The sequence below is a fragment of the Salinispora goodfellowii genome, assembly GCF_059570675.1.
The window spans coordinates 76,005-94,777 of the sequence record NZ_JCANTD010000001.1 but is presented as its reverse complement, the minus strand read 5'-3'; the positions used below and the strand labels follow the sequence as shown (position 1 = coordinate 94,777).

Annotated in this window: 15 protein-coding genes; all 15 read left to right on the top strand. The window is 72.0% G+C overall.

Translation table 11 applies throughout. The features are described from left to right. Positions 1-1,497: 1,497 nt before the first annotated feature. The 15 genes from T398_RS00470 (at position 1,498) to T398_RS00400 (ending at position 18,626) form a co-directional block, all read left to right on the top strand. The gene (locus T398_RS00470) at positions 1,498-2,160 is read left to right on the top strand and encodes a hypothetical protein (protein WP_496444031.1); all 663 of its coding nucleotides are present in this window, start codon (positions 1,498-1,500) and stop codon (positions 2,158-2,160) included. A gap of 151 nt (positions 2,161-2,311) precedes the next feature. Further along, entirely contained in the window at positions 2,312-2,770 is a 459-nt protein-coding gene (locus tag T398_RS00465) for a DUF948 domain-containing protein (RefSeq protein WP_496443369.1), read from the top strand. Between the two features lie 30 nt (positions 2,771-2,800). Further along, the gene (locus tag T398_RS00460; RefSeq protein ID WP_496443367.1) at positions 2,801-3,106 is read left to right on the top strand and encodes a hypothetical protein; all 306 of its coding nucleotides are present in this window, start codon (positions 2,801-2,803) and stop codon (positions 3,104-3,106) included. Then, entirely contained in the window at positions 3,103-5,781 is a 2,679-nt protein-coding gene (gene alaS, locus T398_RS00455) for an alanine--tRNA ligase (RefSeq protein WP_496443365.1), read from the top strand. Before T398_RS00460 ends, alaS begins: the two co-directional genes overlap by 4 nt. A gap of 64 nt (positions 5,782-5,845) precedes the next feature. After that, positions 5,846-6,307, top strand: a complete 462-nt coding sequence (ruvX, locus tag T398_RS00450; protein WP_496443363.1) for a Holliday junction resolvase RuvX — start codon at positions 5,846-5,848, stop codon at positions 6,305-6,307. Beyond that, positions 6,304-7,509 (top strand): endolytic transglycosylase MltG, encoded by a 1,206-nt coding sequence (mltG, locus tag T398_RS00445; protein WP_496443361.1) that lies wholly within the window; start codon positions 6,304-6,306, stop codon positions 7,507-7,509. Before ruvX ends, mltG begins: the two co-directional genes overlap by 4 nt. Next, positions 7,499-8,326, top strand: a complete 828-nt coding sequence (locus T398_RS00440; protein WP_496443359.1) for a shikimate dehydrogenase — start codon at positions 7,499-7,501, stop codon at positions 8,324-8,326. The genes mltG and T398_RS00440 overlap by 11 nt, the downstream gene beginning before the upstream one ends. Before the next feature lie 235 nt (positions 8,327-8,561). Beyond that, on the top strand, positions 8,562-10,493 hold the full coding sequence (locus T398_RS00435; protein WP_496444029.1) for a hypothetical protein: 1,932 nt from the start codon (positions 8,562-8,564) through the stop codon (positions 10,491-10,493). 87 nt (positions 10,494-10,580) lie between these two features. Further along, entirely contained in the window at positions 10,581-11,123 is a 543-nt protein-coding gene (locus T398_RS00430) for an acyltransferase (RefSeq protein WP_496443357.1), read from the top strand. Beyond that, on the top strand, positions 11,116-12,882 hold the full coding sequence (locus T398_RS00425) for a lipopolysaccharide biosynthesis protein (RefSeq protein WP_496443355.1): 1,767 nt from the start codon (positions 11,116-11,118) through the stop codon (positions 12,880-12,882). Before T398_RS00430 ends, T398_RS00425 begins: the two co-directional genes overlap by 8 nt. Positions 12,883-12,890: 8 nt before the next feature. After that, positions 12,891-14,297 carry an O-antigen ligase family protein gene (locus tag T398_RS00420; RefSeq protein WP_496444027.1) on the top strand — a complete coding sequence of 469 codons (1,407 nt, stop codon included), beginning with the start codon at positions 12,891-12,893 and terminating at the stop codon, positions 14,295-14,297. Further along, positions 14,294-15,874: a lipopolysaccharide biosynthesis protein gene (locus T398_RS00415; protein WP_496443353.1), complete on the top strand. Its 1,581-nt coding sequence runs from the start codon at positions 14,294-14,296 to the stop codon at positions 15,872-15,874. Before T398_RS00420 ends, T398_RS00415 begins: the two co-directional genes overlap by 4 nt. 4 nt (positions 15,875-15,878) lie before the next feature. Then, positions 15,879-16,781 carry a sulfotransferase domain-containing protein gene (locus tag T398_RS00410; RefSeq protein ID WP_496443351.1) on the top strand — a complete coding sequence of 301 codons (903 nt, stop codon included), beginning with the start codon at positions 15,879-15,881 and terminating at the stop codon, positions 16,779-16,781. Then, positions 16,778-18,040 (top strand): hypothetical protein, encoded by a 1,263-nt coding sequence (locus tag T398_RS00405; protein ID WP_496443349.1) that lies wholly within the window; start codon positions 16,778-16,780, stop codon positions 18,038-18,040. The genes T398_RS00410 and T398_RS00405 overlap by 4 nt, the downstream gene beginning before the upstream one ends. Before the next feature lie 103 nt (positions 18,041-18,143). Next, a complete protein-coding gene (locus T398_RS00400; RefSeq protein ID WP_180199165.1) occupies positions 18,144-18,626 on the top strand; it encodes a glycosyltransferase family protein in 483 nt (160 codons plus the stop codon). Positions 18,627-18,773: the final 147 nt, after the last annotated feature.

The following is an 18,773-nucleotide window of genomic DNA, read 5'->3' as shown; positions in this document are numbered from 1 at the left end:
ACCCCGCCCGTGCGGCGAGACGTGCCCGAAGCGCCGCGTCCGCGTTCCGATGCCGGCCGGCTCCCCGCTCCGCCGGGGCCTCCCGCTCCTCCTGGGCCCGCGGCTCCTCCTGGGCCCGCGGCTCCTCCTGGGCCCGCGGCTCCTCCTGGGCCCGCGGCTCCTCCTGGGCCCTTGGCCGCGCGGGCCCACGGACGTGGTGGCCCGCCTGGCCCTTCCGCTCCTTCCACACCTCCCCGGCCGCCCGCCCCTCCCGGCCCCTCGGGCCCCGAGGCCCACGGGCGCGGTGGCCCGCCCGGCCCGCCGGCCGCCGAGCCAGTCGGCCGCAGCCGCCCGGCGGCGCCGGCCCGTCCTCCGGCCGCCGCTGCGTCCCAGCCCAGCCTCGCCCCACCAGCCGGCCGGGGCGGCGGACGGGGCACCGGTGAGTCGATGGGCGCTCCGGGCACCCCGCCGGCAGCCCCTGGCCGGGCCGGCGACCCTACCGGCGGAATCTCTTCCGCCGCAGGTGGACACCGTGCGCCAGCCGAGGGCGGCAGGTCAGCCGGTCATCGTGCTGCCCCGCCGTCCGGTGGTGTCGCCCGGCATGGCCGACGGGAGACGCCGGGGGAGGACACCCTGGTACCGCGGGGCCGCCCATCCGCCCCCGAGGGCGGCCCGGGGCGGGCCACCGCTGCGATGAACACCGACATCCCGAGCCCGCGTACCGACAGCGTTGAACCGGCCACCGGCGAGGGCCGGCGCAATCGACCGAAGCGGCCCGCCGACTGGCTGCGGCAGGCCGGCCGTACCCCCCACCAGACCGACCCCACGCTGCGTTCCCTGAATCAACCGGCGGTCCCCCCGGGCTCGCCGGTCGCCCCACGAAGCGCGCCGTCCGCCGAGGGTCGGGCACCCGCTGACGGTCCGAGTTCCGGACCCGAACAGTCCCGGGGCGGTCCCGCCGCCGGCCGGGCGCGGCCCGGCCCCGCCGGTCCGCACCCGGGAGCGGCTGGCCCCGCCCGGCCACACCCGCCCGCTGGACCGGCTGCCGAGCGGCCCCGCCCGTCCGCCGCCGCGAGCGGCGCGATCGGTGAGCCGCCTCCGTCCGGCCCGGGTGCTGTCCGTCCGGTCCGTCCGGACCAGCCACCGCCACGGGCCACCGCTGGGCCGTCCCCGCGCGCGGTTGCCCCGCGGCACGTCGGCCCGCCGACTCCGGCACCAGGCGGAGCTCCGCCACCCGGCGTAGCCCGCCCCGGCGACCCGGACGGTCGACCCGGGCTGGCGGCACCACCCGGCGTAGCCCGACCCGGCGACGCGCCAGCTGGTCCGCGACCCGTGGCTGCGACGGCCCGCCCGGCCGGCCCCCGTCCCGGCGTGGACGAGCGACCGTCGGGTCGCGCGCTGCCACCATCACGGGAGCCGGCCCGGGCCACGCCCCAAGGCGTCCCGCCGGCCCCATTCGAGGCCGTGCCGGACGGGCCGCCGCGCGGCGGGGCAGAACCCCCCGCGGTCGACACCACCGTGCCGGACGGACCCGGCGGAGCCCGCTCGTACCTGCGCCGGCAGCCGCAGCAACGGCTCCGGACGGGAGCCCTGGCGCTGGCCAGTGTCGTGCTGCTCGGTGTTGTTCCGGCCGTCTTCGGGCTACGGACGCTGAGCCGTGACCCGGTCTTTGCCACCCTCGACCAGTTGGCGGTTCCCAGTTGGGCAGCGACCGAGACGGTTGACGATGTCAGTGGCAGTCGCTGGTGTCTACTGGACTGTCGACTGCGCGAGCGCACCGTGGTCTCGGAACGGTCTCCGGAGGAGACGGTCCAGGTCTACGAGGCGTCGCTGCGCGGGGAGGGCTGGCGGCCGTGGCAGGTCGACCGCTGCCCCGAGCAATCGGCGAAGGGCAGTTACACCTGCTGGCAGCGGGATGAGCTGACCCTCGATCTGTGGGTACGCGAGCCAGCCTGTGTCCCGCCGCCAATCGACGGGGAGCCGGCGCTCGTGCCGTCCCCGGATCCGTCAACCCAGGCGGAGGAGTGCGCCGGCTCGTTGGTATCGGTGAAGGTGCGTAACGCCATCGACGACGACCGGACGAGACCGCAGCCGAGCACCGATCCGTCGCTCACCGGTGAGGACCCCTTCCCCACCTCGTCCGTGGATCCGCTCGGTGAACCGACCCCCTCACCATCCTGAGGCGGTCTCCATCACGGACGGTAGGGTCTGGGCTGGCAGACCCGCCTGCCTCCGGCCGACCAGTGGCCGGGGCGCGCGGCACGGGCGTGGGGACGAAGCGGCTTGCTGCGAAACGTCCGGTGCCCGCGGATTCGGCTTGAGGAGGACAGGCGTGGACCTTGGAGAAGTCGCGGCGCTGATCGCGGCGATCGCGTTCGCGATGCTGGTGTTGATCCTGGTGCTGCCAATCCTGCGGCTGCGGCACACGGTGGACGCGGCCACCCGGATGATCAACGACGTCAATGATCGTACCGCGCCGCTGCTCGGCGAGGTCAACACCACGGTGAAGAACGTCAATACCGCCCTGGATCAGGTGCAGACCTCGTTGGATGGGGTGAACCTCCAGCTCGCCAAGGTCGATACCATGACCAACCACGCGCAGAGCATCACCGCCAACGTCGCCAACCTCGCCACGATCGTCTCCGCCGCCGCCGCGAGCCCGCTGGTCAAGGTGGCCGCCTTCGGCTACGGAGTGCGCCGGGCGACGGCCGCCCGCCGGCATGCGGAGACCGAACGTGAGGTCCGGGACACCATCAAGCAGCAACAGCGGGGCCGTCGCGGCCGCCGCTGAGCAGCGCCGGGCGAGCAGGAGGGGGAGAGCATGAGGCGGTTGTTCTGGCTGGGCATCGGGCTGGCCGTGGGCGTGCTGGTGGTTCGCAAGGCCACCCAGACGGCCCACGCCTACACGCCGGCCGGGATCGCCGGCGGGCTGTCCGAATCCGCTGGCGGCCTGGCCGATTCGGTACGTAGCTTCGTGTCGGACGTCCGGATCGGAATGGCCGAGCGCGAGCAGGAGATTCACGAGGCCTTCGCGCGCGGCGAGGCGTTCGATGACACCGTCGCCGACCTGCGGGAATATCCGCGCACCGGCGACCGAGAGATTTTCCCGGAGGAGTACCAGCGATGAAGACGGCGGAGATCAGGCGGCGGTACCTCGCGCATTTTGAGGCGAACGGTCACGCCGTGGTGCCGTCCGCTCCGCTGCCCGCCATCAGCGACCCGAACCTGCTGTTCGTCGCCGCCGGCATGATGCAGTTCGTCCCGTACTTCCTGGGGCAGCAGACCGCGCCCTACCGGCGGGCGGCCAGCGTGCAGAAGTGCCTCCGCACGCCGGATATCGACGAGGTGGGCAAGACCAGCCGGCACGGCACGTTCTTCCAGATGAACGGCAACTTCTCGTTCGGGGACTACTTCAAGGACGAGGCGATCCGGCTGGCCTGGGACCTGTCCACCAAGCCGGTTGGCGCCGGGGGGCTCGGGCTCGACCCGGAGCGGATCTGGCCGACTGTCTACCACGACGACGACGAGGCGTTCCAGATCTGGCGGTCGGTCGGGGTGCCGGCGGATCGGATCGTGCGCCGGGGCAAGGCCGACAACTTCTGGTCGATGGGCATCCCCGGCCCGTGCGGCCCGTGCTCCGAGCTGTTCTACGACCGCGGCCCCGAGTACGGGCGGGAGGGCGGCCCGGCGGTTGACGAGGACCGCTACGTGGAGTTCTGGAACCTCGTCTTCATGCAGTTCGAGCGGGGCCCGGGTACCGGCAAGGAGGACTACCCGATCCTCGGCGACCTGCCGGCGAAGAACATCGACACCGGGATGGGCCTGGAGCGGATGGCGTCCATCCTCCAGGGCGTGGACAACCTCTACGAGATCGACGAGGTGCGGCCGATCCTGGCCAAGGCCGCCGAGCTGACCGGCAAGCGGTACGGCGCGCACTCCAGTCAGGTCGCCAGCGAGTCGCACCCGGACGATGTCCGGTTGCGGGTCGTCGCCGACCACGTCCGCACCGCACTGATGCTGATCGGGGACGGGGTAACCCCGAGTAATGAGGGGCGGGGCTACGTGCTGCGCCGCATCATGCGTCGGGCGATCCGGTCGATCCGGCTGCTGGGCTGGCAGGAACGGGCGATGCCCGAGCTGCTGCCGGTGGCCCGCGACTGCATGGCCCCGTCGTACCCGGAGCTGGCGACGGACTTCGGCCGGATCGCCGACTACGCGTACGCGGAGGAGGATGCGTTCCTGTCCACGCTGCGCGCCGGCACCACGATCCTGGACACCGCCATCGCCGAGACCCGCACCGCGGGCCGGCGGGCGATCTCCGGCGCGAAGGCCTTTCAGCTGCACGACACGTACGGCTTCCCGATCGACCTGACTCTCGAGATCGCCAGCGAGCAGGGTCTGCAGGTCGATGCCGAGGGCTTCCGTCGGCTGATGGCCGACCAGCGGGCGCGGGCGAAGGCCGACGCGCAGGCCCGTAAGACGGGGCACGTGGACCTTTCCGCGTACCGGACGGTGCTGGACGAGGGCGGCCCGGTCACCTTCACCGGCTACCAGGAGGTTTCCCGCGAGTCGACGGTCCGGGCCGTGCTCGGCACGGCCAACCCGCACGCCGTGGCGGTCGAGGGCGAGACGGTCGAACTGGTACTCGACACCACCCCGTTCTACGCCGAGGGTGGTGGCCAGCAGCCGGATCTCGGCGCGATCACCGTCGGTGGGGGCCAGGTGGAGGTCCTCGACGTGCAGCAGCCGGTGCCGGGGTTGATCGTCCACCGGGCCCGGGTGCTGCGGGGCGAGGTGCGGGCGGGCGAGACCGGCTTCGCCGAGATCGACACCGATCGCCGTCGGGCGATCTCCCGGTCGCACACCGCGACCCACCTCGTGCACCAGACCATGCGTAACTTCCTCGGCGAGTCCGCCACCCAGGCTGGTTCGCTGAACGCGCCGGGGCGGCTCCGGTTTGACTTCAACACCCCGACCGGGGTCGCGCCGAGCGTCCTGCGGGATGTGGAACAGCAGGTCAACGAGGCGCTCCTGGCCGACCTGGAGGTGCGTGCGTTCGTCACCTCGCTGGCCGAGGCGCGGCGGATCGGTGCGATGGCGCTCTTCGGCGAGAAGTACGGCGAGCAGGTGCGAGTCGTCGAGGTCGGTGACTACGCGCGCGAGCTGTGTGGTGGTACCCACGTGGGCCGCTCCGGCCAGCTCGGCCTGGTGAAGATCCTCTCTGAGTCGTCGATCGGGTCCGGGGTGCGCCGGGTCGAGGCGTTGGTCGGGATCGACGCGTTCAACTTCCTGGCCCGCGAGCACCTGCTGGTGGCCCGCCTCGCCGAGCTGTACCGGGTCCCGTCCGACCAGGTCGCGGAGCGGGTGGAGCAGACCGTAACCCAGCTGCGCGACGCCGAGAAGGAGCTGGAGAAGCTGCGCGCGCAGCTGGTGCTCGGTGGCGCGGCGGCCCTCGCCGCCCAGGCGACCGAGGTGCGTGGGGTGGCGTACGTCGGGACCGAGGCGCCCGAGGGCGCGGCCGGTAATGATGTGCGGACTCTCGCGCAGGAGATCCGTGGCCGGATCGATCCGGCGCGTCCGGCGGTGGTCGCGGTGGCGGCCCGGGCGAACGGCAAGGCTTCGCTGGTGGTGGCGGTCAACCCCGCTGCCCGGAGTCAGGGGCTGTCGGCGGCGGATCTGGTCAAGACAGCCTTCGCCGGTCGGGGTGGGGGCAGCCCCGAGTTGGCCCAGGGGGGCGGTCTGCCGGCGGCGGAGGCGCCGGGGCTGCTTCGCACTGTCGAGAATGCCATCGCCGGGGCGTAAGGTGCCGGGGGATACCCGGTGCCAGAGGTGCAGCCCGTTCGTTCTCTCAGGGAGGTGACCATTCGTGGCGCAGTGGTCCCGGGGCGTACGCCTCGGGGTGGATGTCGGACAGGTCCGGGTCGGCGTGGCTCGGTCCGACCCGCACGGCGTCCTGGCTACCCCGCTGGTCACCCTGGCCCGGGATCGCACCGCCGCGCCGGAGGCGGTTCCCAGCGACATGGCCGAGCTGGCCGCGTTGGTGACCGAACACGAGGCGGTCGAGGTGGTGGTTGGCCTGCCGGTGACTCTCGCCGGTCGGCAGGGCCCCGCCGCCGTACACGTGCAGACGTATGTCGGCCGTCTGGTCGAGGTGATTTCGCCTGTGCCGGTGACGTTCGCCGACGAGCGGATGTCGACGGTGGTGGCTAGCCGTAGGCTTGCCGAGCGTGGCGTTCGGGGGCGGCGGCAGCGGGCGGTGGTGGACCAGGCGGCCGCGGTGGAAATCCTGCAGAGCTGGCTCGATGCGCAGCGGAGGCGGATGCAATGATCGAGGAGTTGGACCCCGGTTTTGATGCCGATCGGGGAGAGAAGGGCCGGCATCGGCGCGGCTACGTGCGTAAGCGTCAGCGCCAGCGAGAGCGCGGCTCGGGCGGCGGGCGCGGCAAGACCGTGTTGGCCCTGCTGCTGACCCTGACTCTACTCGGCGGCCTCGGTGGTGGCGCCTACTACGGCTTCGAACGGATTCAGGGACTGCTCGGCACGCCAGACTACGATGGTTCCGGGACCGAGGCGGTGACGGTCGAGATCCCGGAGGGTGCCCCGATCGCCGCCATCGCGGTCACCCTCTACGAGGCCGGGGTGGTCAAGAGCACCAAGGCTTTTGTCAATGCGGCGGAGGACAACAGCCAGAGCAAGAACATCCAGCCCGGCCAGTACGAGTTGCGTAAGCAGATGAGTGGCGAGTACGCCGTGGCCGCGATGCTGGACCCGAAGAACCGGGTCGTGAACGGGCTCACTGTGCCGGAGGGGCGGACCGCGAAGAGCATCTACAAGCTGCTCGCCGAGGAGACGGAGATCCCGGCGGAGGAGTTCGAGGCGGCGGCGAAGGATCCGCTCGCGCTCGGGGTGCCGGAGTGGTGGTTCAAGCGGACGGATGACCGGACGGTCGAGCCGTCGATCGAGGGCTTCCTCTTCCCCGACACCTACGAGCTTCCCCCGGACCCCACGGCTGAGTCGATTCTCGCGCTGATGGTGGAGCGATTCCTCACCGTCGCCGAGGAGCTGGAGTTCGTGGACCGGGTGCAGAACGAACGCCAGATCGCGCCGTACGAGGCGCTGATCGTCGCGTCGCTCGCCCAGGCCGAGGCGGGCACGCCGGAGGACCTCGGCAAGGTTGCCCGGGTCGCCTACAACCGGGTCTACGGCGAGTTCCAGTGCAACTGCCTGGAGATGGATGTCACGGTCAACTACTACCTGGAGTTGACCGGCCAGGAGACCAAGACCTCGGCCGAGATGACCCAGGATGAGCTGCTCGACACCAAGAGCCCGTACAGCCGCAAGCTCAAGGGTCTGATCCCCACGCCGATCAACAACCCGGGTCGGCTGGCGTTGGAAGGCGCCATGGATCCGCCGCCCGGAAAGTGGCTCTTCTTCGTCGCGATCAACAAGGAGGGGGAGTCCGCCTTCGCGGAAACCTACGAGGAGCAACTGCGCAACGAGGCCAAGGCGAGGGAGGCGGGTGTCATCTGAGCGTAGGCGGGCGGCGGTGGTCGGCGACCCGATCGCGCACTCCCTCTCTCCGATGATCCACAACGCCGGCTACGCCGCGGTGGGCCTGGACGACTGGTCGTACACCCGCTTCGAGTGCGCCCAGGCGCAGCTGCCGGCTCTGGTCGCCGGCCTGGGCCGGGAGTGGGCGGGGCTCTCGGTCACGATGCCGGGCAAGGAGACGGCGCTCGCGGTGGCCGCAACGGCGTCGCCGGTCGCGGCCGCTGTCGGCGCGGCCAACACCCTGGTACGTCGGGCGGACGGCTCCTGGCACGCGGATAACACCGATGTCGCCGGCATGGTGGAGGTGCTGACCGCGGCCGGGGTTCGCCCGGAGTCGACGCTGACGGTGCTCGGTGCCGGTGGTACCGCCCGGGCGGCGGTGGCCGCGGCGGCGGCGCTGCGGGCCCGGACGGTGACCGTGGTGGCCCGGCGGAAGACGGCGATTGCCGAGTTGCGTCCGGTGGCCGCGGCGGTGGGCGTGCCGCTGACCGGAGTTCCCTGGGCCGATGCTGTTGCGGCCTGCTCCGCCGAGGTGGTGATCTCGACCGTGCCGGCCGGGGCCGCCGATCCGCTCGCCACGGCGGTGGCGTGGCGGCCTGCCACCGTGCTCTTCGACGCCCTCTATGACCCCTGGCCGACCGCGCTCGCGGCCGCGGCGCAGACCGCCGGCTGCCGGGTCTGCTCTGGTCTGGATTTGCTGCTGGCCCAGGCGGTCGGTCAGTTTGAGCAGTTCACCGGGGTGCCGGCGCCGCGGGCGGCGATGGCCGCCGCCCTCACCGCGGCTCGGGCTGGCTGACTCCCGCAGCGGCGACTCGTCCGGCGCCAGGGGGCGATCCGGCGGTGTCGTGCGCCGGGCGGGGAGGCTGGGCGCGGTCGGACTGCCGGGGCGGCGGGGCAAGTGCTAGCCAATCGGTGGATATCGCTGACCGGGTGGGGCAAGGCAGGCTACCCGAGTTCGCACCCCGTGGAGGTATAGCGTGGCGGGCTTTTCGCTTCGTCGGCAGGTTTCGGGTCGCCCTGTTCGGACGGCTGTGCTCTGCGCGGTAACCGTCGCGGCCGCGTTGCTCGTACCAACCGCGGCCTCCGCCACCGTTCCGCCGGTGCCCGAGACGCAGGTCCTGGTGGCGAGCGATCCGGTTGACCAGACACCACACGCCCGTGACGGCGAGGTCCGTGCCTTCGCGCAGATCGGCTCGACGGTGTACGTCGGGGGCACCTTCACCCAGGTCCGACCGGACCCGACTGCGGCGTGGACCACCCGGCGCCACCTGTTCGGCTACGACAGGGCCACCGGGGCGATCTCGACGACCTTCCTGCCGGTGCTTGACGGCGCGGTGAACACCTTGATCGTCGGTCCGAACGACACGTTGATCGTTGGTGGGGCGTTCCGGAACGCCAACGGGGTGTCCCGGAAGAATCTGGTGGCGCTCGACCCGAGTACCGGCGCCACCGTCGGCAGCTGGGTGGGCCGCTCCGACGGTGGCGTCGTGCGGGACATGGTGCTACACGGCGACTGGCTCTATCTGGCGGGCGCCTTCAACTGGGTGAACGGCGCTCCGCACGCCGGGCTCGCCCGACTGCATGCCAGTACGGGGGAGATCGATCCGACCTTCGCCGTCAACGCCACCGGGGGGCGGCACAACACCAGTTCGTATGTTTGGACCATCGACGTGTCACCGGCCGGGGAGACCCTGGTGGCCGGGGGTAATTTCACGGATGTTGACGGCCGGTCGCGGAACCAGATGGTGTTGGTCGACCTCTCGGGCCCGCCGAGTGTCCTCGACTGGAGCACCGAGAAGTTCGTGCCACCGTGCAATCACCCCGATGTTTTCACGCACTACGTGCAGGATGTGAGATTCGGTGGGGACGGCAGTTGGTTCGTCGTCGGCACCAACGGTGGATCAGGTTGGCCCGCCGCGTACTGCGACGCGCTGGTGCGCTTCGAGACCGCGGCCCGGGGCGACGGTCAGCTCGCCACCTGGGCGAACTACACCGGCAGCGACACCATCACCTCGGTCGAGGTGGACAACAACGTCATCTATCTGGGTGGGCACTTCCGCTGGCTGAACAACCCGAACTCCCGGGACAAGGCCGGCGACGGTGCCATTGATCGGCTCGGGATAGCCGCGGTCACCCCAGCCACGGGAATGCCGGTGAACTGGAATCCCCGGCGCAGTGGTGGCTCGTCGCTGCCCCCCGGCGCCACTCCGTGGGGCTCCACCGTGCCGGTGCTCTGGCGGGGCGACGACGGGCTCTACTTCGGGCACAACTCCGACGGCATGGGGGGCGAGTACCACGGCCGGCTCGGGATGTTCCCCCGCTCCGGTGGTCGGACGATCATCCCGAAGACCCCGTCGACCGCTACCAGCGGCAACCTCTACCTGGGCACCGGGGAGGGCGAGCTGGCCCGGATTCCGTTCGACGGCACCGGCATCGGCGCACCGACCACGGTCAGCCAGCCGAACTACACCGGCGCCGGGGCGACCTGGGGAATGAGTGACCGGATCTACTGGGCACACACCGTCGCCGGCTCCCCGACGGGCAGCCGGATCGACATCTCGATGTTCCCTGGCGGCGTGGTCGGTGCCCCATGGAAGTCGTCCGGCTACAACGACTGGTTCGATGCGGCGGAGCTGACCGGCGCCTTCTTCCTCGACGGGCGCCTCCACTACACCCGGGCCGACTCCGACGCCCTGCACTACCGGTACTTCGAGACGGACGGGAACTACCTCGGTGGCACCGAGTTCACGCTGCCCACCACCGGGGTCGACTGGTCGACGGTGCGGGGCATGGCCTGGGTGGACGGCAAGATCGTGTACGGGAACAGCGACGGGAACCTGCGCGGCGTCCCCTTCCGGCCGGAGGCCGATCCGGTGGTGGACGGCGCGGAACACGTCCTGCTCGTGGCCGCGGGACCGGAGCTGACCTGGTCCACTCCGCGACTCTTCTTCGCGGTGCAGTAAAGGCGACTGACCGTCGTCGATTATGGTGGGTGTTTCACGTTGGCTGACGGTGATCTATGCCGTCGTCCCCGGATCTGGGGAGGATCGTTGCGGGGCATCCGCCGTGGTGTTGGGGTAAGAGCCGCGTTCGCGTTGAAGCGCGGCTGGTACCGGTTGCGCTATCCGGGGCTGAGCCTCGGCCGGGATGTGGAGATTCGTGGGCGGGTCCGGCTCCGCCGTGGTGTGCGGGTGCGCATCGGTGACCGGACCCGAATCAACAAGCTGGTGCGGTTCGCCGGTCCGGGCGAGGTTCGAATCGGCGCCGACTGTCTGCTGAGTGCGACCTGGGTCGGTGTCTGGACCTCGGTCACGGTTGGGGACCGCTGCCTGTTGTCGAACTGTGAGGTGCGGGACAACGACTTCCACAATCTGCGGCCCGAGGTGCGACACGACCCGCCCACCCCACGCGCCCGAGCTCCGATCGTCCTTGAGGACAACGTCTGGATCGGCGCACACGCACTCGTACTGAAGGGTGTGCGGATCGGTCGGGACAGTGTGGTGGGCGCCGCCACGGTGGTGCGGACGGATGTCCCACCCCGGGTGGTGGTTATTGGCAACCCCCAGCAGACGGTGAAGAGTTTCGATGACTGACGCCGGTGGTGGCGGCTGGACCGCCAACGCCGCAGCCGGCGGGGGGACACCGGGTCGAACGGTCACCCTGACCGACCTGCTCCGCGTGCCGCTGCACCGGATCCGGGTGCTGGCCGGCACGGCCGCACTCGGGCTGCTCGCCGGATTCGGCTACGTACTGCTGGTGCCGAGCGCAGTGACCGCCGACGCCGTGGTGGCGGTCCGCCCGGTGGTCACCGACGCCTTCACGCCGAGCGGCGCTTCCGCCGACCGTGCGGTGAACATGAACGTGGAGCGCGGCATCGCCACCGGGACCGAGGTGGTGCGGCGGCTGGTGGACGCCACCGGCCGGGACCAGCGTGACGTGCAGGACGCGCTCGAACTCGAGGTGCCGACCGGCGGCCAGATCCTGCGTTTCCGGTTTACCGCCAACTCACCCCAGGACGCGGTGGCGGGCGTCAACCTCGCCGCCGCGGCCTACCTCGACGTGCGCCGGACCATGTACGAGCAGCAGCGGGCGGACATCCTGCGCTCGTACGACGAGAGCATCAGCGAGGTGCAGGACCAGCAGGCGGCGTTGCAACGTCGGATTGCCAGCGCTCGGGAGGGCGAGGCGGATGCGGCGGTGGCCGAGCTGTCCGGTGTGAACAGCCAACTGGTCCAGCTCGGCTCCGCCCGGACCGAGATCGCGGCGGTTGATGTCAACCCCGGCTGGGTCACCCGCGAGGCGGAGCCGGACCTGCTCCCTACGGGCGGTAGCCGACTGCTTCACCTGCTCGCGGGGCTTCTGGGCGGTGTGCTGCTCGGCGTTGTGCTGGCCTACGGCTGGGAGTCGGTGGACCGGCGCATCCGGTCGGTTGACGACGGCCGGGACGCGACCGGCCTGCCACTGCTCGGTACCGCCCGCGGCCCGAAGCCACGCAGCTCACGGCAGGCCGTGGACGCTGATATCCGGTACGTGGCGATGGCCATCGCTGGGCGGACTCGGGAACCGACCCGGATCGTGTTGTTGACCACCCGGGGGGATCAGACCGCGATGAGTGCCGGGCTGGCGGTGGCGCTCGCCGGGACCGGCCGGGAGGTGTACCTCGCCGATGACACCGGTCGCCTGGGGCGGTTGCGTAGTGAGGTGCTGGCTGGTGTGGCGCGCCTGCCGGCAACGGCGAACTCCGCCCGGCCGCCGGTGCCGCAGCCGCGCCAGGAACGGCGGACGGCGCCCGTTGATGAGGTTACCGAGCAGATCGCCGTCCGGCGACCATCCCCGCGCCCGACCGCTGCTCCCCGCCCGACCGCTGCTCCCCGCCCGACCGCTGCATCTCGCCCGACCGCTGCATCTCGCCCGACCGCTGCATCTCGCCCGACCGTTCTTCCCAGCCAGGCCACCGTCCACGGGGGGACCGGGGCCGGCAACGGTACTGCTGCCAACCGCCCGGCCTCCGACGATCCGGATGGCACGATCTCGCTGCCCCGGATCGCATCCACCACGCCGAGCAATGGAAAGAGCGCCGTCGGGGCGCCTGCCGACATCGTTGCGGTGGGCGCCGGCATCATCCGGTTCGGTACCTGGGGGCAGCGGGCCACCAGCGGGCTGGTGCTGTTCAACGCTCCACCGGCCGAGGCCGATGAGCGGGGTGTCGCGGCGGCCCGACAGGGGGTCGCGGTGGTGGTGGTCGAGCAGGACCAGACCCGGCAGAGCGACCTACGTCGGCTGGCGGAGCGGCTGCGAGCGGCCGGCGTGGTCCCGCTCGGCTTCGTCCTCACCCACCGTGGTCGGGGCTGACCGTGCCCGTGGGTGGGAACCCGGCGACGAGCGAGCCGGCCGGGGGCGGGGCCGTCGAAGTCCCACCGCCACCGCCACCGCCACCGCCACCGCCACCGCCGCTGCGGCTACCGATCTGGCCGCTGGCGCTGATGTTCGGCCTGGTGCCGATCTGGTGGCTGGCCGGTGCGTTCTACCTGGGCTGGCCGTTGCTGGGCGCCGTGCTGCTGGCCCTGCTGTTGGTCCGGGGCCGGGTTCCGTTGCCGCCCGGCACCGGGATCTGGCTGCTCTTCCTCGCCGTCGTCCTGGCCAGCGCCACCCAGCTGGGGTCGCCCAGCTCGGTGTTGACCTTTGGACTACGGCTGGGGTTCTACGCCACCGCGCTGGTGGTCGGCGTCTACGTGTACGTGGTGGCCCGGGAGCGAGCCGGAGGCAGCGAGGTGCTTCTGCCCCTCTGCGCGTTCTGGCTCGGGCTGGTGGCGTTGGGCTGGCTCAGCGTGCTCGCCCCCCGGCTCGGCCTGACCACCCCGGTGGAGGCCCTGTTGCCCGGCGCGATCGCCGCCGAACCATTCGTCCACGACATGGTCCACCTCTCCACCGCCGAGTACAGCGCCCGGTCGCTGAATCCGGTCTACCGGCCCGCGGCGCCGTACGCGTACACCAACAACTACGGCAGCGCGTACGCGATGGTGTTGCCCGGTGTGATCGCGGTGATCATGCTGCGGCGGCGGGGAGTGCTGCGCTGGCTGCTGCTCGGGTCGTTGCCGCTGTCCCTGGCACCGGCTTTCCTCACCCTGAACCGAGTGATGTTCCTCAGCCTCGGCGTCGGCCTGCTGGTGCTCGGTGTCCGGGCCGGTTGGCGCGGCAACAGCCGGGTCGCCGCCTCGATCGTCGGTGTGTTGCTGGTGGGTCTCCTCGCCACCGTGTTCATCCCGGTCACCCAGCTGATTGGGGACCGGGTCGGAAGCAGCGGCACCAACACCGACCGGCTCGCCCTCTACCGCGCGGTGCTCGGGCGGCTCGGTGAGTCGCCGTGGCTCGGCCATGGTGCTCCGGTGAAGGTCGACACCGTCTCGGCCGAGGCGCCGATCGGTACCCAGGGGCAGCTGTGGATGGTGCTGTTCAGCCACGGGATCCCCGCCCTGCTGTGCTTTCTGGCCTGGTTCGTCGTGGCCGCCCTCCGCTGTGCCCGGGCGGTCTCCCCGGCGGGGCAGTGGCTGGCGATCGTCCCGGTGGTGTGCCTGGTGCAGATCCCCTTCTACGGCATGACCAACCAGAACCTCGCCGTCGCCTTCTACGTGGTGGCCTTCGCCATGGCACGTACCGAGGGCGAACGGGCACCACGGCCCCTACCCCCGCTGGATCCCGGCCCGGCTGGACCGGCACGAGGGCGGCCCCCACGGCTGCCGACGACTCTTCGCCGGGCGGCCGCATGACCGCCGGCACCGCTCCGGCGGCGTCGTCCGGCCGCGTCGTCGGGCAGCCGGACGAGGCGGAGCGCCGGGACAGCGCCCGCAGCGGGGTCGCTGGGTTGCTCGGCGCGGCCACCAGCGGCCTCTTCGGCTTTCTTCTTGCGGTGGTGATCACCCGCGGCTACGGCCCCACCGGTTCCGGCGTCTTCTTCGCCGCCGTCGGGGTGATCACAGTAGCCACCGCAATGTGCACGCTGGGTGCCGAGACCGGTCTGCTGTGGGCGCTGCCGCGCCGCCGCGCGGCCGGGGGGCGGGGGGCCGCCGCCCGGATGCTGCCGGTGGCCCTAATCCCACCGTTCGTGGTTGCCGCGGTGGTCGCGCTGGCCGGGTTCTTCGCCGCCGACTCCCTGGCGCCCCGGGTGTTCGGCCCGGCCGCCGGGTCGCAGCTGCTGGCGGTGAGCTTCGCCGCTGTTCCGGTGGTCGTCCTCCTGACGCTGCTGCTCGCCGCCCTGCGGTGTGTCCGGCCGATTCGGGCGTACGTGTCGGTGCAGTTCTTTCTCCTGCCGGTGGCCCGGCCGGTCCTGGTCGGCGTCGCGGTCCTGGTCGGCGGCGGCCTGGTGGCCGGCGTGTCCGCCTGGCTGGTTCCGGCCGCACTCGCCCTGCTGGTCTGCCTGGCCCTGGTTGCGGGGCCGCTGCGGATCGGGCGGGGCGCCCGGCTCCGCCCCGAACCGCGGGACTGGTCAACCTTCTGGCGGTTCGCGCTGCCCCGGGCCGTCTCGGCCGCCATCGACGCCGGCAACCTGTGGATCGGGGTGCTGTTGACCTCGGCGCTCGCCGGGGCGGAGGAGGCCGGTGTGTTCGGTGCCGTCGGCCGGTACGTCCTCGCCGGCCAGCTCGCCATCCAGGGGCTGCGGGTGACGGTTGCCCCCCGGCTGTCCCGGCTGCTCGGTGCGGGCCAGCCGGCCCTCGCGGCGGCCGTGCACCGGCAGCTGACCACCTGGGGGTTGGTGCTCTCCTGGCCGGTGTACCTGCTGCTGGCTGTCTTCGGGATGGCATTCCTGGAACTTTTCGGGCCGGGATTCACCGCCGGAGCCACCGCGCTGACCGTTCTCGCCCTGGCCATGCTGGTGCGCACGGGCGCGGGCAATGTGCAGAGCCTGCTGCTGATGGGGGGCCGCAGTGGCCTACACCTGGCTGCCACCCTGGGTGGGCTGCTGGTGACGGTCTCGCTCGGCCTGGTCTGGATTCCCGGGCACGGCGCCACCGGCGCAGCGATGGCCTGGGCCGCGGGCATCCTCACCGAGAACCTCACCGCCGGGACGTGCGCCTGGCTCGTGGTGCGGCACCCGCTGGTGGACCCGGCGATGCTACGCGCGGCGGCGATCACCGCCGCCGTGGTGGCCGCCGCCGCCGGAGTGGGGGTGCTGGTCGGCGGGCGGGGCATTCCCGGCCTGCTGGTGGCGGTGGCGGTGCTGGCCGTCGGCGGGGCCGGCACGTTGTCCCGGATCCGGCCCGAGGTCTTGGCGGTCCTGCGGCAACTCCGTGGGGGAGGGGCGGCCGTCCCGGCCGCCCCCGGCCTACCAGAGCAGAAGGACAGGTGAGGTCGTGTCGGTGATGCGGGACCAGGTGAAGCGGTTCGTGCCGAACCAGGTGACCGAGCGGGTGCGGGAGTCTCTCGTCAGCTACGGCGTGCAGACCAGTGACCGGCGGCAACTGCCAGATTTCCTGGTCATCGGCACCAAGCGGGGTGGCACCACGTCACTGTGGAACTATCTGATCCAGCATCCGCTGGTGCCGCGGCTCTTCCCGGCCTGGAACACGAAGTCCACCCACTATTTCGAGGAGCACTGGCGGCGGGGCGAGGCGTGGTACCGGTCGCACTTCCCGACCCGGCGCCAGCGGGCGGCGCTACAGCGGCGGCACGGCGGCCCGGTCCGGGCCGGTGAGGCTGCCCCGCTGTACATGTTCCACCCGCTCGCCGCCGGGCGGGTCGCCGCGCTGATGCCCTCGGTCAAGCTGGTGGTGCTGCTGCGCGATCCGGTGCAGCGGGCCTACTCGCACTGGAAGGAGCGGCGTACCCACGGCATCGAGCCGCTGGACTTCGCCGCCGCCCTCGCCGCCGAGCCGGAGCGCACCCGGGGGGAGCGGGAGCGGCTGGTGGCCGAACCGGAGTACGTCAGCGAGGCGTACGACTGGTACACCTACCGGGCCCGGGGCCGGTACCTCGAGCACCTTCAGCCGTGGCTGGACCGGTTCGACCGCACGCAGTTCCTCTTCCTGCGCAGCGAGGACCTCTATCGAGACGCCCGGTCGACGTACCGCCGTACCCTGTCCTTCCTCGGGCTGCCGGCGTACGACCTGGCCAGCTTCCGGGTCTACAACGACCGCCGCTCCGCGCCGCTGGACCCGGCGGTTCAGGCGGAGCTGACCGCCTACTACCACCCCTACAACGAGGCGCTGCGGCAGCGGCTCGGAATGGACCTCGACTGGCCGGGTGACGCCGGATGACCGGGTCGGCCACCGCCTCGGCCGACCCGCGGACCCGTACCGATGGGTTGGGTTGGGTCACCCGGGCGATCTTCGGTGCCGAGCAGGTCGGGCTCACCGTGGCCGGCGGGCTGCCGTCCGGGCACCGGGCAGTGGCGCGGTACGCGATTGTGCCCTCGGTGCGGCGGGCCCGGTTTTTGTTGCCGTTGGGCTCCCCGCGGGCAACGGCGGCGTCGCTGCTGGCGTACAACGCGCTGCGACCGCCCCGGGTCCGGGCGGTGCGGGCGGTTCTCGGTGGGCTCGCCCGGCTCGGTGGGCTGGAACTGGCCCGGTTCCCGGTCCTGACCGTGTCGCTGCCCGACGCGGTCGCCGCGGAGGAGGCGCTGCTCAGCCACCGACTCGCCGCCCTGCTGGGCGGGGGAGCCGCGTACGCGGCGTGTGGGGTGCGACCGCCGGATCCGAACCACAAGCCGACCCTGCAACTGTTCGCCCCCAGTGGCCGCCCGCTCGGCTTCGCGAAGATCGGCTGGAACGACGCCACCCGGGCCTTGGTGACCGCCGAGGCGGCGGCCCTGCGGGAACTCCCCGCGCTGGCCCGGGTGCCGGACCACCCGGTGGCGCCGCGGCTGCTGGCCGAGCTTCGGTGGGCGGAGCGGTCCGTCGCGTTGGTGCAGCCACTGCCGCCGGCGGTCCGTGGGCTGTCCACCACCGCCGAGCCCGAGGTCGCCGTGGTGCTCGCGGTGGCTCGTCGGGGTGGCCCGCCCGCGCGGCCCCGGCCACTGGCCGGATCGAGCTTCCTGGCCCGGCTAACCCGGACCGCGCACCGGGCCGTCGCCACGATGTCGGCCGACCCCGGGGCGGTCGTGGCAGCGGCGGGGCTCGCCTCGCGGCACGGGGAGACCCGGGTCGAGTTCGGGCACTGGCATGGCGACTGGGTCCCGTGGAACCTGGGCCGACACGCCGGCCGGCTGGTCGCCTGGGACTGGGAGCACAGCGCCCCGGACGTCCCGGTCGGCTTCGACCTGGCGCACGATGCGTTCCAGCGGGCCCTGGTGCTGCGGGGTTCCTCCGTCGCCGTCGCGGCCGAGGCTGTTGATCTCCAACTCCGACGGTACGGCGACGCGCTCGGCCTGAACCGGGCTGGGCAGCGCCTGGTCGCTGACGCGTACCTGCTGGAGCTGTGGTTGCGGACCTGGCGGCTGGCCAACGCCGGTGCCGGCTGGAACCCCGCGCTACACCCCGCTCTGCTGGAGCTCCTCGTGCAGCGGGACCACCGGTGACCGTCCGGTTTCCCGATGCCCCCACGGCGCGATACGTGATCTGCTTTTGCAGGCCATCGATCGAGGCCGAAGTGGATCGAAGGAAGCGGACGGTGAGGCTCGCATGGAGACCTACCCGAGGGGCCGCGGTGACTCCCCGGTCCTGCTGCTCGTCGGATCGAGCGGTGGGCACCTGGCCCAGCTGCTGGCGCTGCGTTCCTGGTACGAGCGCTGGCGTCGCTGCTGGGTAACCTTCGACACCCCGGACGCACTCTCCCAGCTCGCCGGGGAACAGGTCGTCGCGGCGTACCACCCGACCACCCGCAGCGTTCCCAATCTGGTGCGCAACGCGGTGCTGGCGGTACGGGTACTGCGGCGGCATCGGGTCGCCGCGGTGGTGACGACCGGCGCCGGGGTTGCGGTGCCGTTCGTGGTCCTCGCCTGGCTGCGGCGCATTCCCACGGTCTACGTCGAGGTGTACGACCGGATCGACACCCCGACCCTGACCGCGCGCCTGTGTCGCCCGTTTCTCTCCGCGATGCTCGTGCAGTGGGAGGAGCAACGCCGGCACTACCCGGAGGCCACTGTGGTGGGGCCGCTGCTGTGAGCGCGGAGGGTGTGGCGGAGCGCCGACGCGCGATGCCAGGTTTGTCAGCCCGGATACAGGGGGATGCGGTGAGTACGAAGCGAGTCGCGGCGCCGGTGGGGTCCGAGCCCAGCCACGTCCCCCGGCAACGGAACCGGTCTGGTGACG

Coding starts and splice junctions, on each gene's coding strand:
- T398_RS00415 (WP_496443353.1), top strand. CDS start 14,294: ATGACCGCCGGCACCGCTCCGGCGGCGTCGTCCGGCCGCGTCGTCGGG.
- T398_RS00460 (WP_496443367.1), top strand. CDS start 2,801: ATGAGGCGGTTGTTCTGGCTGGGCATCGGGCTGGCCGTGGGCGTGCTG.
- T398_RS00405 (WP_496443349.1), top strand. CDS start 16,778: ATGACCGGGTCGGCCACCGCCTCGGCCGACCCGCGGACCCGTACCGAT.
- alaS (WP_496443365.1), top strand. CDS start 3,103: ATGAAGACGGCGGAGATCAGGCGGCGGTACCTCGCGCATTTTGAGGCG.
- T398_RS00400 (WP_180199165.1), top strand. CDS start 18,144: ATGGAGACCTACCCGAGGGGCCGCGGTGACTCCCCGGTCCTGCTGCTC.
- mltG (WP_496443361.1), top strand. CDS start 6,304: ATGATCGAGGAGTTGGACCCCGGTTTTGATGCCGATCGGGGAGAGAAG.
- T398_RS00425 (WP_496443355.1), top strand. CDS start 11,116: ATGACTGACGCCGGTGGTGGCGGCTGGACCGCCAACGCCGCAGCCGGC.